Source organism: Gracilibacillus sp. JCM 18966 (assembly GCF_055392695.1).
On the sequence record NZ_AP043883.1, the window covers coordinates 1510219 to 1530265 of the forward strand.

At 38.8% G+C, this 20047-nt stretch carries 16 protein-coding genes and 1 riboswitch; of the genes, 8 read left to right on the forward strand and 8 right to left on the reverse strand.

What is annotated here, in order from left to right; genetic code table 11:
* Positions 1–17: 17 nt before the first annotated feature.
* From cysC to ACZ5N5_RS07340, 6 genes are all read right to left on the reverse strand, one after another.
* Complete coding sequence (cysC, locus tag ACZ5N5_RS07315) at positions 18–617, reverse strand: adenylyl-sulfate kinase (protein ID WP_054788284.1); 600 nt, start codon at positions 615–617, stop codon at positions 18–20.
* Complete coding sequence (gene sat, locus ACZ5N5_RS07320; protein ID WP_464373562.1) at positions 614–1801, reverse strand: sulfate adenylyltransferase; 1188 nt, start codon at positions 1799–1801, stop codon at positions 614–616. Before sat ends, cysC begins: the two co-directional genes overlap by 4 nt.
* Positions 1801–3516: an assimilatory sulfite reductase (NADPH) hemoprotein subunit gene (gene cysI, locus ACZ5N5_RS07325; protein ID WP_464373563.1), complete on the reverse strand. Its 1716-nt coding sequence runs from the start codon at positions 3514–3516 to the stop codon at positions 1801–1803. Before cysI ends, sat begins: the two co-directional genes overlap by 1 nt.
* A 48-nt stretch (positions 3517–3564) precedes the next feature.
* Positions 3565–5361, reverse strand: a complete 1797-nt coding sequence (locus ACZ5N5_RS07330; protein WP_464373564.1) for an assimilatory sulfite reductase (NADPH) flavoprotein subunit — start codon at positions 5359–5361, stop codon at positions 3565–3567.
* A 104-nt stretch (positions 5362–5465) separates the two neighbouring features.
* Entirely contained in the window at positions 5466–6200 is a 735-nt protein-coding gene (locus tag ACZ5N5_RS07335) for a phosphoadenylyl-sulfate reductase (RefSeq protein ID WP_109983134.1), read from the reverse strand.
* Positions 6201–6281: 81 nt separating this feature from the next.
* Positions 6282–6399, reverse strand: a riboswitch (SAM riboswitch).
* 154 nt (positions 6400–6553) lie between these two features.
* Positions 6554–7495: an aldo/keto reductase family protein gene (locus ACZ5N5_RS07340; RefSeq protein WP_109983133.1), complete on the reverse strand. Its 942-nt coding sequence runs from the start codon at positions 7493–7495 to the stop codon at positions 6554–6556.
* 196 nt (positions 7496–7691) lie between these two features.
* Between ACZ5N5_RS07340 and ACZ5N5_RS07345 the strand changes: the two genes are divergently transcribed.
* The 5 genes from ACZ5N5_RS07345 (at position 7692) to ACZ5N5_RS07365 (ending at position 12893) form a co-directional block, all read left to right on the forward strand.
* Positions 7692–8831, forward strand: a complete 1140-nt coding sequence (locus ACZ5N5_RS07345; protein ID WP_464373565.1) for a histidine kinase — start codon at positions 7692–7694, stop codon at positions 8829–8831.
* Positions 8828–9466 (forward strand): response regulator, encoded by a 639-nt coding sequence (locus tag ACZ5N5_RS07350; protein WP_054788281.1) that lies wholly within the window; start codon positions 8828–8830, stop codon positions 9464–9466. Before ACZ5N5_RS07345 ends, ACZ5N5_RS07350 begins: the two co-directional genes overlap by 4 nt.
* 111 nt (positions 9467–9577) lie before the next feature.
* Positions 9578–10510: an ABC transporter ATP-binding protein gene (locus ACZ5N5_RS07355; protein WP_464373566.1), complete on the forward strand. Its 933-nt coding sequence runs from the start codon at positions 9578–9580 to the stop codon at positions 10508–10510.
* Between the two features lie 11 nt (positions 10511–10521).
* On the forward strand, positions 10522–11796 hold the full coding sequence (locus ACZ5N5_RS07360) for an ABC transporter permease (RefSeq protein ID WP_464373567.1): 1275 nt from the start codon (positions 10522–10524) through the stop codon (positions 11794–11796).
* Positions 11793–12893, forward strand: a complete 1101-nt coding sequence (locus ACZ5N5_RS07365; RefSeq protein WP_464373568.1) for an ABC transporter permease — start codon at positions 11793–11795, stop codon at positions 12891–12893. The genes ACZ5N5_RS07360 and ACZ5N5_RS07365 overlap by 4 nt, the downstream gene beginning before the upstream one ends.
* Positions 12894–13037: 144 nt before the next feature.
* Here the strand turns inward: ACZ5N5_RS07365 and gdhA are convergent, their stop codons facing one another.
* Positions 13038–14399 (reverse strand): NADP-specific glutamate dehydrogenase, encoded by a 1362-nt coding sequence (gene gdhA, locus ACZ5N5_RS07370; protein ID WP_464373569.1) that lies wholly within the window; start codon positions 14397–14399, stop codon positions 13038–13040.
* Positions 14400–14622: 223 nt separating this feature from the next.
* Positions 14623–15876: an MFS transporter gene (locus ACZ5N5_RS07375; RefSeq protein ID WP_464373758.1), complete on the reverse strand. Its 1254-nt coding sequence runs from the start codon at positions 15874–15876 to the stop codon at positions 14623–14625.
* A gap of 179 nt (positions 15877–16055) precedes the next feature.
* On the opposite strand from ACZ5N5_RS07375, the gene ACZ5N5_RS07380 reads away from it, so the two are divergent.
* The 3 genes from ACZ5N5_RS07380 to treC all read left to right on the forward strand — a co-directional run bounded on the left by ACZ5N5_RS07380 (position 16056) and on the right by treC (position 20047).
* The gene (locus ACZ5N5_RS07380; protein WP_054788276.1) at positions 16056–16409 is read left to right on the forward strand and encodes a hypothetical protein; all 354 of its coding nucleotides are present in this window, start codon (positions 16056–16058) and stop codon (positions 16407–16409) included.
* Positions 16410–16568: 159 nt separating this feature from the next.
* Positions 16569–18005: a PTS system trehalose-specific EIIBC component gene (gene treP, locus ACZ5N5_RS07385; RefSeq protein WP_464373570.1), complete on the forward strand. Its 1437-nt coding sequence runs from the start codon at positions 16569–16571 to the stop codon at positions 18003–18005.
* A gap of 359 nt (positions 18006–18364) precedes the next feature.
* A complete protein-coding gene (gene treC, locus ACZ5N5_RS07390; RefSeq protein ID WP_464373759.1) occupies positions 18365–20047 on the forward strand; it encodes an alpha,alpha-phosphotrehalase in 1683 nt (560 codons plus the stop codon).

Genomic DNA, 20047 nt, shown 5'->3' on the forward strand with positions numbered 1-20047 from the left:
ACTTCAACCGATTCAGCTTAGATATATTGATTGGTTCGTAAATATGCAAGGATTATATCTACCGACTCCTCAATGGAGTTTTGTTCTGTATTCACGACTAGCTCTGGATGCAAGGGCTCTTCATAAGGTGCATCGATACCAGTAAACTGTTTAATTTCACCTGAACGCGCTTTTTGGTAAAGCCCTTTAGGGTCTCTAGCTTCACAGCTTTCTAAGCTGCATTTGATATAGACCTCGATAAAATCTCCTTTTGCTAATAGTTGTCGCACATTATCTCGATCTTCTCGATAAGGAGAAATAAAGGCGGTTAGTGTAATCAGACCTGCATCACTCATTAATTTGGAGACCTCTCCGATACGACGGATATTCTCTTTGCGATCTTCTGGACTAAACCCTAGGTTATTATTTAACCCATGACGAATGTTGTCACCATCCAAGCGGTATGTGCGAATTCCCTTTTCATATAGTGCCTTTTCTAACGCTACAGTGATCGTTGATTTTCCTGATCCAGATAGACCTGTAAACCAAAGCACTGGACTTTGGTGGTCATTTAGCTTTAAGCGATCCTCTTTCGTAATCGCCGATTCATGCCACACAATATTGGTTGCCTTTGTCATGCTTTAGCCCCTCTCTGCAGCCCTTTAATTAATATTTCTGCTACCTCAGGACGAGAGAATTGTCGAGGTAGAGGCTCACCATTACGTAGCTTTTCTCTTACCTTTGTACCACTTAGATGAACATGATCTTCTTTATCATGAGGACAGGTTTTTTGGGTGGCCATGTTCTCACATTTTGTACAGAAGAAGGCATGCTCAAATTTGAAAATGTGAATACCTAATTCTTCCTCATATTGAGCAATTAACTCTTGTGCCTCATAGGTTCCGTAGAAATCACCAACTCCTGCATGATCACGCCCGACGATGAAGTGCGTACAGCCATAATTTTTACGAACAGTAGCATGTAAAATCGCTTCTCTTGGACCAGCATAACGCATAGCTGCTGGATAAATAACTAGTCTCGTACGATTCTTAGGGTAATAGTGTTTTAATATCGCTTGATAGCTTTCCATTCGAATATCTGCAGGGATATCATCAGCCTTTGTCTCCCCCACTAATGGATTTAACAAAAGACCATCGACAGACTCCAATGCACATTTTTGGATATATTCATGCGCACGGTGAACAGGATTTCTCGTTTGGAAGCCGACAACTGTTTTCCAGCCAAGATCCTGGAAGAGCTGGCGAGTTTCAATAGGATCTAAATAAAAATCCTCAAATCCTTCGTGCTCTGGCCGATTCACTAAATGAATCGGCCCAGCTAAGTAAATGTCGCCTTTTTCATAAAGCTTTTTGACGCCAGGATGGGAATCATCTGTTGTACCATAAACATTTTGAGCTTCTTTCTTTTTGTCATAGCGATAGGCTTCCTCCAAATCGAGAATACCGTATAATACACCGTCTTCACCATATAGGGCAACAGGCTTTCCAATCGTTAGTTTATCGACCTCTTCTTCTGTAACGGCAAGTGTAATCGGAATACTCCAGACAGTACCATCAGCAAGGTGTAAATTGTCTACGACCTCGAGATAATCATTCTCTCCCAAAAAGCCCGTGAGTGGACTAAAGCCACCAATCGAAATTAATTCTAAATCAGATACGCCCCATTTATTGATAGTAAGTGATGGATAATCTTGCGCTCTTTCTATTGCTTTTTCTCGTTCCGCCCCTTTTAGTTCTCTGTTAACTAATTTCCCGCCGTGAGCGGCTATTGTTTGCTTTGCTTCTTCTTTTAATACGGTCATTATAAGACTCCTTTCTTTTCTTTGTGGAAGTTTCGTCCATCATAAACAGCATCGACATAGCCTTTACGAATAACGAAGTCACCGAAATACTCATCTTCTTCCTTTTCTGTAGCATATTCTCTAAATAATTCTTGGAGGGTTGCTAGTATTTCTGCTTCTGCGATATTTTCCTTATATAATTGGTTTAGTCTGTCCCCAATAAAGCTTCCACCTAAATAAAGATTATACTTACCTGGTGCTTTGCCGATGAAGGCAATCTCTGCGAGCGCTGGCCTTGCGCATCCGTTTGGACAGCCGGACATACGGATTACGATTTCTTGCTCTTTTAAGCCTTCTTTCTCCAAAATATCTTCAATCTTGTCGATTAAAGAAGGGAGGTAGCGCTCAGATTCTGCCATTGCTAGGCCACAAGTGGGAAGCGCCACACATGCAATCGAATTTTTCCGCAGCCCTGAATATTGCTTTCCCTCTGTTAGGCCATAAGCATCGATGATTTCCTGAATTTTTTGCTTTTTCTGTGGGGTAACATTGGCAATAACTAAATTTTGATTTGGTGTAAGGCGGAAGTCTCCGGTATGAATATTGGCAATCTCACGCAGTCCTGTCATTAACTTATAATCCTCTGTATCCTTCACACGCCCATTCTCAATAAATAAGGTAAGATGCCATCTGTTTTTCCCTTTTACCCAGCCATAACGATCTCCATTATGGTCAAAGTGATAGGGCTTCGCTTCTTCTAGCTCGTATCCGAGGCGATTAGTGAGTTCTTCTTTAAACCAATCCAAGCCATAGCGATCAATCGTATATTTAAATCGGGCATTTTTACGGTCGCTTCGATTACCATAATCTCGTTGGATTGTTACGACCTTTTCAGCTACATCAATTACATTCTCTTTTGCGCAATAGCCAGCAATTCTTCCTAATTGTGGGTAAGTATTTGTATTGCCATGGGTAGAGCCCATTCCACCACCTACCGTAATGTTAAAGCCGATCACTTCATTGTTCTCAATAATCGCAATGAGTCCAAGATCCTGTGAAAAGACATCAATATCATTGGAAGGAGGTGCGGCAATTCCGATTTTAAATTTTCGTGGTAGATAGGTTTTGCCATAGATCGGTTCTTCCTCTTGTTTGGAATCGATGATTTTCTCATTATCTAGCCATATCTCATGATAGGCACCCGTTTTAGGTGAAAGGTAGTCACTAATACGTTGAGCCCAGTTTTGTATTTGTTCATGAACCTCCGACTGGTATGGATTCGGATTACACATCACATTACGGTTGACATCACCACAGGCTGCAATGGTCGTCATTAGCTCTTCATTAATGGTTTTAATCGTGTCCTTTAGATTCCATTTCAAAATACCATGAAGCTGGAATGCCTGTCTCGTGGTTAATTTAATCGAATGATCCCCATATCTTTGGGCAAGATCATCGACTGCCAGCCATTGTTTTGGTGTAGCGACACCCCCAGGAATAGCCACACGAAGCATAAATTGATAGGCAGGCTCTAATTTTTGTTTTCTTCTTTCATCTCTTACATCTCGATCATCCTGCTGATAGCTCCCGTGGAATTTTAAAAGCTTTGTATCATCATCGGAAATAGCGGCAGTTAGTGGGTCTTCTAAGCCTTCTTTTATTGTCCCTCTTAGGAATCGACTATCTTCTTTTAATTTTTCTATTGGATCAAGCTTCTTTTGATCTTGATTTGCCATAAAACTTCTCCTCTCCCTATTTCTTATTAGACTCCTGATTCCTCTGTGTTAATAGACATCACGTTGGTATCTTTTTTCTTGCTTTAATTGATTCAAAAAGGCTTCTGCCTCTGTAGAGCTAAGCTTTCCTTCTTGTTCAATAATGGTTAGGAGTGTTTGATGCACATCCTTTGCCATTCGCTTTTCATCTCCGCAAACATATATATGTGCACCTTGTTCCAGCCAGGAAAATAATTCTTTTGCTTTTTCTAGCATTCGATGCTGCACATATATCTTTTCAGCAGAATCTCTTGAAAATGCAACATCCATCCTGCTTAGATAGCCATTCTTTAGCCAATTTTGCCAATCGACCTGGTATAAAAAGTCTGATCGGAAGTGTTGATCACCAAAGAATAGCCAGGTTTTCCCCTTTAATTCAAGCTCTTCTCGTTCCTCTATATATCCTCTGAATGGAGCAACTCCTGTTCCTGGACCAATCATAATAACAGGTGTGCTATCATCAAAAGGAAACTTAAAATTCGGATTTCGATGAACATATACATTCAATTGATCACCAGGTTGAATTCTCTCTGCAATCTCGCCTGAGCACACGCCATGACGATCACGTCCATGGGTGTGGTAGCGAACCGTAGCAATCGTTAAGTGAACTTCATCAGGATTTGCCTTATAACTGCTTGAGATCGAATATTGTCTTGCAGGAATTTTCCTTAACCAGTGCATAAGGGAGGCAGGGTCCAAATTGCTCGGTGTGAAATCAAGGATTAGATCTAGTAAGTCCCTGCCATGTATATATTCCCTCATCTTGTCACTATCCTCTATTAGCTTGGTAAGCTTTTCATTATCAAAAAATCCTGCAGCTTTTTCGAGCATTCCTTTTGTTAGTTTTGTAATTTCAAAGATAGAGGTTAATGCCTCTTGGATCGAGCGAATTTCCCCTTGCTTATTTATAGGTATCGTTTGTTCTGCATTCCAATCTAGTTTATTGATGACTGCCTGAACAAGCTCGGGATTGTTCTTTGGATAGATAGCTAGACAATCGCCTGGTTCATAGCTTAGGTTAGAGTTTTCTAATGACAATTCAATATGTCTCGTTTCCTTGTTCGAGCCTCTTCCACTTAGGTCTATATTTTCTAGGACCTCTGCTGGGTATGGATTACTCTTGGAGTATATTGGTGCTTCTGCAGGGGAGGAGGCGACCTGCTGCTCTGAAGCCTGAGTTTGGCTGTCCTCGTTTAATACTTTTAATACACCATTCATCCATTCCTCGGCTAATTCTTCATAATCGACATCACAATCCACGCGTGGGTGAATACGTGTTGCACCTAATTCCTCTAAACGTTTGTCAAAATCCTTCCCTGTTTGGCAGAAATGCTCATAGGATTCATCCCCTAAAGAGAGGACAGAGAATCTTACACTATCTAACTTAGGTGCTTTTCTCCCTAATAAAAACTCATGGAATTGTATCGCATTATCTGGTGGATCTCCTTCACCGTGTGTTGCGGTAACAATTAAGAGATCCTCCACTTCTTTTAATTTCTTTGCCTTAAAATCATCCATGCTTGAAATCACGGTTTTTCGATCCGATGCCTTTAATTGATCATTCAACTGTTCGGCAATTGTTTGACTGTTCCCTGTTTCTGATCCATATAAGATAGTAATGGTTCTTGTTGCTGTCTCGCTCGTTTTAGTCACTTGCTTCGTCGTTTCAGGTGGTGCTGCTGATTGAGATGCAGCAAGGTAGCCGGCAAGCCAATTTTTCTGTGCATCGTTTAAGGTTGGCAATAATTGATTTAAAATTTCTGTTTGTCGTTCATCAAATGGGCTGTTAACCACTTGTAAGGCCAATAAGATCACCTCTCCATTATATTATGTTATGGGAATATTATTTGATTTTCATTATTCCGATAGTTTTACTTAGTTATAGACATAAAAATTTAACCATCTATTTTCTATGGTGTCGTTGTAGTGTGTAAACCACATTCTGTTTTGTTAAAGGAACTCCATCTACCAGCACGCTCATCGTCTGAATTAGTGACAGGGGAGGTACAAGGTATACATCCAATGCTTGGAAAGTTCTGATCATGTAAAGCGTTGTATGGGAGGTTGTGTTTTTTGATGTAGTCCCAAACATCATCCCAGGTCCAATAGATAAGGGGACATATTTTAACAGATTGGAATCTTTCATCCTTGTTAACAAATTGAGTCTTCGCACGACTTAGGGATTGCTCTCTTCTAAGTCCGGATATCCAAGCAACAGCTCCGCTCAGAACCTCCTCTAATGGTTTTACTTTTCGAAGGTAGCAGCATTGATCAGGATTTCTCTTCCAAAGAGCGGATCCATGTTTTTCTGCTTGCTCCTCTACTGTTAATTCAGGTTGCTTCATCGTTATTTGTAAGGAAGGATATTTGTTTTTCACTTCATCAATCAGATCATAGGTTTCTTGAAAATGTAAGCCTGTGTCGAGAAAAACTAATGAAGCATCTGGCTTCACTCTAGCAATTAAGTCTATTAGGACCATACTTTCTGCCCCAAAGCTACAAGCATAAACGAGTGAGTCTCCATAGCTTTTGTAAGCCCAATTAATGATTTGCTCAGCCCCTTTTGTCGGGTCATCTTCACCAGGCGTGAACTCATTCCAAAAACTTTCTTCATAATGAGCATAGGTAATTGCTTGTTCTGACATATTTCTCCTCCTTTTAATCGTCTTTCTCATCAAAAAAACTTCTTATCTGTTCAGATAAGAAGTCTTGTAATCAATCTACACTTCTTATCTTTCGGGATACAACCTAAAGCTGTCCCGCAGGATTTGGCACAGTGTTCATTTGTAAGAACCTGTTGCCGAGGATTCACTGGGCCTGCCCCTCCACCTCTCTGGATAAGAATTCCTTTTATGAATATTTAATGTAATGATAAACCGAATAACAGGAAATGTCAACATGATTTTTTGTAAAAATTGTTAATATATATTTTTATATATATGCAAATAGTCCAATAGATGGGACGAAAATGGGCAGCTAGACCGCCCATTTTATCACCTTAACCGAGAATTTCCTCTGTTTTAGCTAATGTCTCTTGGGAAAGTGTGATGCCAGATGCCTTTGCATTTTCTTCGATTTGTTCTGGACGACTTGCTCCCACAAGTGCGCTCGCTACATTTTCTTGACGTAGGATCCACGCAATGGCTAATTGAGCAAGGGATAGGTTTTCATTTGCAGCAATGGCCTTCAATTTTTCTACTTTCTCTAGATTGTCTTCCGTTAGAATACGTGATAGATTCATATCCTTTTGAGCTGCCCGACTGTTTTCAGGAATTGCTTGTCCTTTTTTATATTTACCAGTTAGTACACCCTGTGCAAGTGGAGAGAAGACAACTTGTCCAATTCCATGCTTTTTACCTACAGGGATCACTTCTTTTTCGATGTAGCGTTGAAGCATACTGTAATTCGGTTGATTGACGACAATACGATCAAGCAATTTTTTGTCAGCTAGATGAATAGCTTCTGTCATTTGCTCTGCCGACCATTCACTAACACCGATATATAAAACTTTTCCTTGTCTAATTAAATCATCAAGCGCTCGTAATGTTTCCTCTAAAGGGGTGTCTTGGTGGTATCTGTGACAATAGTAGATATCGATATAGTCAAGTCCAAGTCGCTTTAAGCTCGCGTCACATTGTTCTACGATGTGTTTTCTCGATAAGCCGTGGTCGTTTGGACCATCTCCCATTTTTCCGAAAACTTTTGTCGCAAGCACATAGGAGCTCCTCGGGTATTTTCTTAATGCTTTACCGACGACCTTTTCTGCATCCCCTCGCATATAGACATTTGCTGTATCAAAAAAGTTAATGCCAAGCTCATAGGCTTTATCAATAGAGGCGATTGCTTTCTCTTCTTCAACATACCCTCCATATGTAAGCCAGCTTCCTAGACTAATTTCACTTACTTTTAATCCAGTATTTCCTAAACGGCGGTATTGCATATCGATCACTCCTTGTTATATTTTAAGCGCTTTCTTAAATAGTATAAAATAGAAAGAAGGAGGTTGCTAGTAATCTGTTTTCAGATCATTCACTAAATCAACGGTGCATTTCGTTCACAACCAGTTTATAATAAAGGAAGACTTCTTACCATCGGAGAAATTACAGACGTTAGTTTAAGGAAAATGGAGGATCAAGATGCGTTATTTCTACTGGGCATGGCTTATTATTTGGTTTATCACTTGGACGGGGACAACATGGATGGGAGTTCAAGCGGGAGGTAGTGTTGCCTTTCTATTTATGATGTCCGCTTTTGGCTTAGGGGTTTTATTTTTTACCTCTGTCGTAAAATACAAACAGAAGATGCATTTTACTCTATGGCTGCTTTTTCTCGTGATTATCACCATAGCTTTTATTTTACCTAGTTTTTCAACACTCAATCCTTTCGTTTTCCTTTTATTTCTTCTTGTTTTAGTAAGTGCTGCAGAAACCTTTCAAAAACATTACTTTTGGACGATTATGATTCTTGTTTTTCTTTTGTTAACCATTTTTACTTATCCGTATTTTAGCCTTTTTAATGGTTTAATCTTTTGCTACATCTATGTATTAATAGCCATAGGATTATCGATCTATCAAATGAATGCTACAAGATTAAGAGAATTAGAGCTGCGTTATAAGACTCTATTACATACACACCGGCAATTAAAACGTAATTCGATCACACAGGAAAAGCATATTAGAGAGCAGGAACGAGTAGTAATCGGTCGAGAGATTCACGATCGAGCTGGTCATTCCTTGACCAATTTGCTTATGTTAATTGAAACATTTCGCCTTAAAAACGAAAATGATCCAAAGGATTGGGAACAGGTAAAATCATTAGCGCAGGAAAGTCTTAACGAAACACGCCAAGCAGTAAAGGCACTACAAAATGAACAGATTACTGGGATGTCTGCCGTTATTCAATTAATTCGGAAGATTGAAGCAGAACACTTCCTTTCGATTACCTTTTCTATGAGACAAAATGCGCTTTCTGTATCTTTAAGTCCAACACAGGCGAGTGTTGTTTATCGGTGTATTCAAGAAGCACTAACCAATGTGATGCGTCACAGTGATTCAAAGAAAGCAGAGATCATTTTTGAGGCTCCTGGCAATAGTCATTTTCGACTGGAAGTTCATAATGCGCTATCCCGTCCGATACAATTAACAGAAGGATTTGGCCTAAAATCGATGCGAAAAAGACTTCAAGCAATAAATGGTCATTTGGAGGTTCTCGCATATGATAGTCAATTCATTGTTCGGGGAAGCTTCCCGATTAACCAAAAGGATGAGGAAAATTGATTAAAATCTTATTAGGAGAGGATCAGGTATTGGTGAGACAAGGGATCAAAATGATGATCGAAACAGATCCCGATTTAAAGGTGACTGGAGAAGTAGGCAATGGGAAAGAAGCCTTAAAGCTAAGGGAAATAGAATATTTTGATATAGCCATTTTAGATGTTCGTATGCCGGAAATGGATGGTTTAAAGGCCGCAAGAGAAATGCTTGGAAGATGGCCTGAAATGAAAATAATGATGTTAACAACTTTTAACGATGAAGCATATGCAGTCGAAGCATTGAAAATAGGAGTACATGGATATTTATTAAAGGATGCGGATGCTAGCTGGTTAATTCATGCGATCAAGGGTTGTATGAAGGGTGGATTGCAGTTACCAGGGGAGGTAGCGAGTAAAGTAATCCCACAACTGTTGGAGAAAAAGTCTGCTGTTGGCAAGAAAGAACACCCTAGCTTAACAAGGCGGGAGCAGGATATTTTGTACTTACTAGGGGAAGGGAAGGACAATAAAGAAATAGCAACAGAGCTAGCATTATCCGTCGGGACGGTGAAGAATCATATTAGTCAATTACTACATAAATTAAATCTGAGAGATCGCACTCAGCTCGCGATTTATGCTATTCAAAATGACTATGTATAAAATAGTGACTGGAGTCATAAAAGAAATGACTAGAGACAGTGTTCGTACTGTCTTTTTTTTATTACACTTATTAATAGGAGATATGGTCAAGGACATATAGGAGGGATTGGCATGTTAGAAACAGTATCATTACGCAAGGTGTTTAAAAAGCAAGTAGCAGTTGATGATGCAAATTTATATCTTCAAAAAGGAGAGTCTATAGGGTTATTAGGGCCAAATGGGGCAGGTAAATCCACCATGATTTCGATGATGGCTACATTGGTCAAACCAACCTCAGGGACAGTGACATGGGAAGGGCAGGATATTATCAAAAACCCGAACATCATACGACCAATATTAGGTGTTGTTCCTCAAGAAATAGCTTTATATAAGGAGCTATCTGCCTACGAAAACGTGAAATTTTTCGGGAAGATATATCGTCTTAGTGGAAAGGAATTGGAAAGAAGAGCACAGGAAGTACTAGAATTAGTTGGGCTTAGAGATAGACAAAAGGAGCAGGTGAAAAAATACTCTGGCGGGATGCAGCGACGTGTCAATATAGCTGTAGCCTTATTACACGAGCCTGAAATAGTTATCATGGATGAGCCAACGGTTGGTATTGATCCTCAGTCTAGAAATTATATTCTAGAGATGGTTCGTACCTTAAACAAGGAGAAGGGAATGACTGTTCTATATACTTCTCATTATATGGAGGAGGTAGAGAAACTTTGTGATCGAATTTATATAATGGATCATGGCAATGTGATTGCGACAGGAACGAAAGAGGAGTTAACGAGTATTTTGTCCAGTGAAGAGACCATTGACCTTACCCTTGATCAATCAAATGCCTCCTTCGCGAAACTGCTAGCACAACAAGATTGGATTTTAAATGTTACCGAATCAGAAAGTAATATAAAGCTAATCGTTCCAAAGAAGAGTAGGAATCTTGCAAGGATTTTTCAATTAGCGGAAAAGGAACATGTTCAAATACTCAGTGCGAACGTACAAATTCCTTCATTAGAAGATGTGTTTTTACACTTAACTGGTCGAAGCTTGCGTGATTAGGAGGTGCACTTATGTTAACTTTTTGGAAGAAAGATCTAAAGATATTATGGCGGGATCGAACCGAATTAATCACTATTTTATTAATGCCATTTGTCTTGATCGTGATCTTAGGATTTGCGTTAAAAGGATTAATGGGCGGAGATGGAAGTGCCTTTGAAATGAAAGTTGCATTTGTAGAAGAGGATAAGACAGAGCAAGGGATCACCGAATTCTCTCAAGAATTACAGCAATCCTCTTTGCCTAATGAGGCGAAGCAACCATTAATGGAAGCTGCACAATCATTTTCACCGAAAACAATACTACTTGAGGTTTTGGAAAATGATCTATCTGAACAAATCGTACTAGAAAAAATGTCAGAAGCGGATGCCAAGCAACAATTAGCAGATCAAGAGGTGGATTCCATCTTAATTATTCCAGATAACTTCACATATCACACATTACAGAATGTTTTCTTAGGTGAAGAAGTGACGGCAACCTTGAGGGTTATAAAGGGAGAACATGCCAATTTAATCGGCACAATTTTTCAAAATATTGTAGAACAATTTAGCCAAAAACTAAATTTTGAAACAGCGTTAGCCAGTGTGGACGGGGTAAATAAAGCTGCATTAGAGCCAGTTGTGTTAGAGGATATAAGGAAAGAAGAAACCGTGACAGATAGAGATCCAATCTCCTCTATGGAATACTACACCATAGGTATGGCAGTAATGTTTGCTTTCTATATTGCCTCTGCCATGGCTTCAAAAGCTTATACAGAAACCGACCAGCAGGTAGTGGATCGAATTCATTTAAGTGGAAAGCACCCTTTTCACTATTTAGCAGGCAAGGTGTTATCGGTCGTTGTCTTAACAGTCATCCAGATAGGTTTATTATTTGGCCTATCCAGTCTTATTTTACAATCATTTCTTCCTTTTTCTTGGGAAATAGTCCTTAGAATAGGACTGATCACAGTCTTGTATGCATTAGCTATTGGGGCAATTGGTGGCATTTTAACTGCTATCACCGTTAGATCAGGTTCAAGTGTCATAGCAAGTATGTTTGCTACAGGTATTACAAGTGTGCTTGCATTACTTGGTGGAAGCTTTATCCCTACAACTACGCTACCTCCTATTATTCAAACAATTGGGAGTTGGACACCAAATGGCATGGTTATGCAAGCATATATGCTCGCAAATCAAGGACTGGCATTAGATGATATTTTTCCATATCTACTTCGCTTAACTATTCTTACATTCGTTATCTTTTTATGTAGTATTTTTATCTTCCCGAAAAGGAGGACTGTGACATGAAATCGATTTTTATACTGCAATGGCAGCGTCTTAAAAGGCAGCCTTTAATGATTGTATCGATGATTGTGATGACAATGCTATTCATTTTTTTTATCGGGGGATCAACCGATCAATCCACGATTCCTATTCCGACTAGTTTTTCTGATGAAATAAGCGAAGAAGCTCAAAATGACTGGATCAAGGAGTTAAATGAATTAGATGGTTTTACATTTCAACCTATTAAGGAAAAGGTTATTAAAGAGCAGGTTGCTTTAGGCAATGCCTCTTTTGGTCTAAGAGTCTCCTCTGACTCCTACACCTTTATCACTGGCACGAAGGATTCGAATCAAGCTATAGTGGATCAATTTTTAAGTAATTTATATATGGAAAACAATCAAATAGAACAAGTGATAAAACAGACAGGTAATAATCAAGTTGAGACGATTGTAGAGAATAAAGAGAATAATCCACCAGTAACTGTAAAAGCTTCAGTTGGTGAAACAGATGGAGATTTCTTTGTTTTTGATAATAAGCTTCATGCATTATTTGGAATGACTCTGTTCTTTGCCATCTATACGATTGTTTTTACTTTAAGTGAGGTAGCAGAAGAAAAACAACGTGGTAGCTGGGATCGCCTTATTTTATCTCCGATTAAAAAATGGCAAATATACATCGGATATTTAAGTTATTCCTTTATCATTGGGATGACACAGATAATCATTGTTTTTGTCATGTTTTACTACTTGTTTGGCTTCGAAATAGGTTCTTATTGGCTAGAGATTCTATCCATTGTTGCCCTATACACATTTGCTATTGTCTCATTGGGGATGCTTTTGATCGGTTTTGTAAGGAAATCCTCCCAGCTAGGCGCTATCGTACCAATTGTAGCAGTGAGTATGGCAATGCTTGGGGGCGCCTATTGGCCGATTGAAATTGTGGAGAATCATTTTGTTTTAGCTCTTTCTAAAGGTATTCCTGTTACTTATGCGATGGATGCATTAAAAGGCGTGACAATCTATCAACAATCACTAGCAGAGAATGTTCAATCACTCGCTACGCTGTTCTTAATGGGAGTTATCTGTATGGGAGTTGGAATAAATTTGATGGAGAGAAGATAGAAATAAGAAGGCATAACTAAAATAGTTGAATCATAAGACGGACGATAAATATACTAATGTATTACAAACAAATACTCTCCCTAAGGTAGACATACCTTAGGGAGAGTTTATCATTTATTTTATACTTTTGTTCCATTTCTTTTATTAAATAACACCTTGTGCAACCATTGCATCTGCTACTTTTAAGAATCCAGCGATGTTTGCTCCGACTACTAGGTTACCTGGATGACCATAATCCTCTGCAGCAGTTATACTGTTTTTGTAGATATTTTCCATGATTTCCTGCAATTTCTCATCCACTTCTTCAAATTTCCAAGAAAGTCTAGCACTGTTTTGAGCCATCTCTAATGCAGAAACGGCAACACCACCAGCATTGGCAGCCTTAGCAGGTCCAAATAATACCTTGTTTTCTAAGAATACATCAATTGCTTCAAGCGTTGAAGGCATATTAGCCCCTTCTCCAACAGCCTTGACACCATTTTCTACTAATGTCTTCGCAGACTCCGTGTTTAATTCGTTTTGTGTTGCACATGGAAGTGCGATATCGCAAGGGATGGACCAGATTCCTTCGAATCCATCAGTATATTCTGCTTCTGGATGTTCATTTACATATTCTTTGATACGTTTTCTCTCTACTTCTTTAAGACGTTTAACTGTCTCAAGGTTAATTCCATTTTTATCATAGATATAACCACTAGAGTCACTACATGCTACAACCTTAGCACCGAGCTCTGTAGCCTTTTCTATGGCATAGATGGACACGTTTCCAGACCCTGATACTACTACTGTTTTTCCTTGGAAGCTATCACCTTGATCTTTTAACATTTCTTGTACGAAATAGACAGTACCATATCCTGTAGCTTCTGTACGTGCTAAGCTTCCGCCATAATTGAGTCCTTTACCAGTAAGGACACCTGCTGCTGTTTGCCCACGCATTTTTTTGTATTGACCGAATAAGTAACCAATTTCTCGCGCACCTACACCGATATCACCAGCTGGTACATCTGTATCAGGTCCGATATATTTAGAAAGCTCACTCATGAAGCTTTGGCAGAAGCGCATAATTTCTCCATCAGATTTCCCTTTAGGGTCAAAATCTGATCCACCTTTACCTCCACCAATTGGTTGCCCAGTTAGTGAGTTTTTAAAAATTTGCTCAAAGCCTAAGAATTTAATAATACTTGCATTAACGGATGGGTGAAAGCGAAGTCCACCTTTATAAGGGCCAATAGCACTATTAAATTGAACACGGAAACCACGATTCACTTGCACTTTGCCATTATCATCAACCCAAGGTACACGGAAAGAAATAATTCTTTCTGGTTCTACCATTCTTTCCAAAATTCCTTGCTCCATATATAAAGGCTGTTTTTCAAAAACAGGTACTAATGAATCAAAGATTTCTTTGACAGCCTGATGAAATTCGCTCTCATTAGGATTACGTTTTTTGACTGTTTCAAATACATCGTTCACATAATTTTGTGCGACTTGATTAGCGTTTGTCATAGTCTATTTGTTCTCTCCTTAATTTGAATTTTGATATATATAAAGCATGAGCGTGACACCAATATTTGTTTGATTATCCTGAAAGTTCAGAATTTTATTCTCAAAATGGTAAGGTTTGCTTTTGAATTAATACCATTAGTTATAAGTCTATTATATCAAAAACAGCTAAACAATACTGATATGAGATATGATTGATGCCGTATTGAGATAGGTTTCGCTATAGCTACTTTATTTTTTTATCAGAAGGAACAAAGGATAGAACGATCATCCCTAATACAAACAGTACAATCAAGCTTAATATTCCCATATTAGATTGACCTGTTAATTGAGCGGTAATACCTAGCAATAATGGTCCTGTAATCGAAGCGAATTTTCCAAAAATATTGTAAAAGCCAAAAAACTCGTTCGCTTTCTCCTTTGGAATCAGTTTAGCAAAGTAAGAACGACTTAGTGCCTGAATACCACCTTGAGAGGTCGCTACAAGCATTGCCAGTACCCAGAAATCAATCGCTGTCTCTAGAAAATATCCATAGATACAGACAATGATATAAATAAAAGAACCAATAAATAGCATCGTCTTAGCAGAGAATTTATCTGCAAGCCGCCCATAAATAATAGCAAAAGGTGCTGCAACCACCTGGGTAACAAATAGTACGACTAATAAGACAGTCGAGCTAATCCCTACATCAGTCCCATATGCAGTAGACATCGAAATAATTGTTCCTACTCCATCTATGTAGAAAAAGTAAGCGATCAAAAAAATACTTAAATGTTTATATTGTTTGATATGTTTCATGGTTTCAAATAATCGAACGAAGCTTTGTAGAACTGGTTTTGTATCTCGTTGAATAAAGTAAACCTGTCCTACATTGCGAATAATCGGTACAGAAAATACCGCCCACCAGAGACAAGTAATGAGAAAGGCAATGCGACTCGCAAATGTACTGGAAATCGGAATAATGCCTTGTTGAGATAGTAAGATAATGGAAATGCTAAGAAGGAAGGGAATAGTACTCCCAATATATCCAAGTCCGAAGCCTCGTGATGACACTTTATTCATACGTTTATTATCCGCCACATCTACTAAAAAAGCATCATAGAATATATTGGCACCTGTGGAACCAATGGAAGCAAGTGTATAGAAAATAAGAAGCCATATCCATTGTCCTTCAGGGACAAAAACAAGTGATGCGGTCGAAAAAACACCTAGTCCTAAAAAGCTTAAGAAAAATCTTTTTTTATAGCCTTGATAATCTGCAATCGTTCCTAGAATAGGACCGAGTATAGCTAATATAAAGGTGAAGATGGATATCGTATAGCCTAAATATGCCGTGGAATTAGCGTTCTCAATCCCAGCGCTAGCTGCCTGTGCCTTATAATAAATCGGGAATATAGCGGTAGTAATAATAACAGAAAAGGCAGAACTGCCCCAGTCATATAACATCCAACTTCGTTCTTGTTTAGAAAACCTTCCCATTTTCTTTCCCCCCATCAACGACAATTTTTAAAAAAACAACCTTTCTCCTATTTTACTAGAACAGAGTAAAAACACTAGATGAAAATCAATAAATTAAAAGAAAATTAACTTTTAGTTTAATCTTTGTGAAAACGGGTACATTAAATACAACAAATCTAATATTCGAAAGGTTGATAACAATGTATAAAACGATACAAGCATTTTTCAAAACCGAGAATGACGCAGAAGCAGTTAAAGCACTTTTGAATAAACTAAAAACGAATGATTTACGAGTCGATCAATTACCGGAGGAGGGAATTGGCTCTATTTTTCTAGTTCCATTAACATATGGTGGTAACAATTCTACGGGAACAGGCACAGGCTCTCCAACGGGTGCAGCGGGTGGTGTTATTGCAGCAGCTGAGCAAAGTAATGATGATTCGGCGAGAGAGCATGTATTAGAAGCAAAAGTTGAGGAAGAGGATCTTCAAGAAGCATTAAAAATCATTATGGAGAATGATGGACACGTTGACAGGGATTCCGTTGATTTTTGATTTAAAAGTTAACAGAGCAGATCATCCTGCTCTGTTTTCCTTATCACAACGCCAAACTCCTGTAGCCAATATATTTTTTTGTTGACAAACTTGTATATACAAGATAAAATGAAAGCGAAATCATTACATGTATATACAAGATAAGGGGGAGGAAGAATCATGAGTAAATATACCGAGCCAGCAAAAGAACTGCTGGAAAAGGTAGGCGGAAGTGAAAATATTTCGGTTGTGACCCATTGTGCGACGAGAATGCGGTTTGTTTTACATGACTCTAAACAAGCGGACGTAGAAGCAATTGAAGACATTTCTCTAGTGAAAGGAACGTTTACACAGGCAGGTCAATTTCAAGTAATAATTGGTAATGAAGTGGCCTCCTTTTACAATGAATTTACCAAAATAGCAGGAGTTGGGGATACTTCAAAGGAAGATGCTAAAGAGGCTGCGAAGCAAAATATGAATTTTTTACCGCGAATGGTTGCCCATTTAGCGGATATCTTTACACCGATTATACCAGCATTGGTAGTAGGTGGTTTGATCCTCGGCTTTCGTAATGTTATTGGTGAAATCAAAATGGTGAATGATGGGACCCAAACATTAATTGAAACCTCCAAATTCTGGACAGGAGTCTATGATTTTCTTTGGCTCATAGGGGAAGCCATTTTTCACTTTTTACCTGTTGCGATTACTTGGGCAATATCCCGTAAGATGGGAACAACACAAGTGCTTGGAATCGTGCTTGGGATTACACTTGTTTCTCCTCAATTGTTAAATGCCTATGGAGTTGCAGGAGCGGAGGAGATTCCGGTTTGGGACTTCGGATTTGCTCAGGTAGATATGATAGGATATCAAGCTCAAGTCATTCCTGCCATATTAGCAGGATTTGTCCTCGCTTATTTAGAGATATGGTTACGAAAAGTTATCCCGCAAGTAGTTTCAATGATTTTTGTACCTTTTTTTGCACTGATTCCTGCAGTGTTAATCGCCCATGTCGTACTAGGACCAATTGGTTGGGAAATCGGTTCGTGGATTTCTAATGTTGTTTATTCTGGTTTAACCTCTGGGTTTGGCTGGTTATTTGCTGCTGTGTTCGGCTTTAGTTATGCTCCGCTTGTAATAACTGGTCTTCACCACATGACGAATGCGATCGATTTACAGTTGATGAGTGAATTTGATGGAACGATCCTATGGCCAATGATTGCACTATCTAATATTGCTCAAGGTTCAGCAGTAGTAGCTATCATATATTTAAATCGAAAAGATAAGAAAGAACAACAAGTTTCTGTTCCGGCGGCCATTTCTTGTTATTTAGGAGTAACTGAGCCGGCAATGTTTGGTATTAACTTAAGATATCTGTTTCCATTTTTTGCAGGAATGATTGGCTCCTCCATTGCGGCGATTATCTCTGTCGGCTCTGGTGTTATGGCAAATTCCATTGGTGTAGGTGGAATCCCAGGTATACTGTCGATCCAGGTTCCAGATATGCTAATGTTTGCTCTTGCAATGATTATTGCGATTGTCGTTCCATTTATCCTGACAGTTGTAATGGCAAAAATGAAAATAGGAAGGGATGCTTACGAGCGCCTAGGGAAATCTTAAAAAATAAAGAGGGTTATAATGAAATAGGGATAAAGAGAATCTAAAAAAACATCTGGCTAAGCATCATGGTATCAAAAAAGTAATGGGCAGATTTGTTCTTCCAACTACTGGAAACATCTCTTGAAATGTCAGTAATAATGAGGATAAGTGCCAAAATACCCGCGATTTCGCATAAAATGGTAGTAAAAACAAGAATAAGTACCAAAATGCCCGCGCTTGCTCTTAAAATGGCACTTATCGAGTGGATAAAGCCCAAAACGCCAGAGCCCGTCCTCAAAATGGCACTTATCAAGTGGATAAAGCCTTCCCTATCTCTTTATAACCCGATCTCTATTCAGTCTAACAAGAAGGTGAACAAAATGAAGGAAAATTGGTGGCAAAAGTCTACCGTCTATCAGATCTATCCGAAAAGCTTCCAGGATACAACAGGTAGTGGAACAGGCGATATACAAGGGATTATCCAAAAACTGAATTATATCAAAAAATTAGGTGTGGACATTATTTGGTTAACACCTATTTATGCATCTCCTCAACAGGATAATGGGTATGATATCTCGGATTATTTTTCGATTCATCCAGAATATGGAACGATGGAGGATTTTGATCAATTGATAAAAGAGGCCCACGCTCTTGGTATCAAGATTATCATGGATATTGTCGTCAATCATACTTCAACAGAGCATGAATGGTTTAAGCTATCCAGAAACCGTGGAGACAAACACTATCAAAATTACTATATATGGAAAGATGGAGAAAAAGAACATCCACCGAATAATTGGCAATCCAAGTTTGGTGGGTCTGCTTGGCAATATGACGAAGCAAGGGGACAATATTATCTCCATTTATTTGATGTAACACAAGCAGATTTAAATTGGGAGAATGAAAGTCTTCGACAGGATGTGTACAAGATGATGAATTTTTGGTTGGACAAAGGGGTGGACGGTTTTCGATTGGATGTGATCAATTTAATCTCCAAAGATCAGCGCTTTTTAAATGATGATGGATCAATATCACCTGGAGATGGGCGAAAATTTTACACAGATGGACCGAGAATTCATGAGTATCTCCATGAAATGAATCAACAAGTATTTCAAGGAAGGAGAACGGTAACCGTTGGAGAAATGTCTTCGACAACATTAGCAGATTGTATACAGTACACGAATCCAGAAAATGAAGAGCTTGATATGGCCTTTCAATTCCACCATCTAAAAGTAGATTATCCGAATGGAGAAAAATGGGTAAATGCTCCCTTCGATTTTATACAATTAAAAAAGATTTTATCTGATTGGCAGACAGGTATGCAAGCTGGTGGTGGCTGGAATGCCTTGTTTTGGTGTAATCATGATCAACCAAGAATAGTCTCAAGATTCGGTGATGACGGCACATACCATCGAGCGTCTGCCAAAATGCTTGCGACCACTATTCACCTTATGCAAGGTACTCCTTACATTTATCAAGGGGAAGAATTCGGTATGACCAATCCAAAATTCACTTCGATGGATCAATATCGAGATGTTGAGTCCATTAATATGTATCATATGAAAAAGGAAGAAGGGATGAAGGAGGAAGAGATACTAGATATTCTAAAAAATAAATCTAGAGACAATGCGAGGACACCAATGCAATGGAACAAGGAGGAAAATGCAGGCTTTACTACTGGTACTCCTTGGATAGAAGTAGCAAAAAATTACCGCCATATAAACGCCGAACAAGCATTAGAGGATCAGGATTCTATTTTTTATCATTATCAAAGGCTGATTCAGCTAAGAAAAGATTATCAGGTCATCACAGATGGGACCTATCGACATATTTTACCTGATGACATTGCCATTTTTGCTTATATAAGAGAGAATGAAGAGGAGCAGATGCTTGTAGTGAATAACTTCTACGAGGATGAAGCCATCTTTCAGTTACCAGAAGACGAAACAGGCTTCACAGCAAATGGGGAAGTTATTTTGTCGAATTACACGACAGACTTTGAGGATCTGCAAAAGGTAAAGCTTCGCCCATTTGAATCATTCGTATACTATGAAAGAAAATAA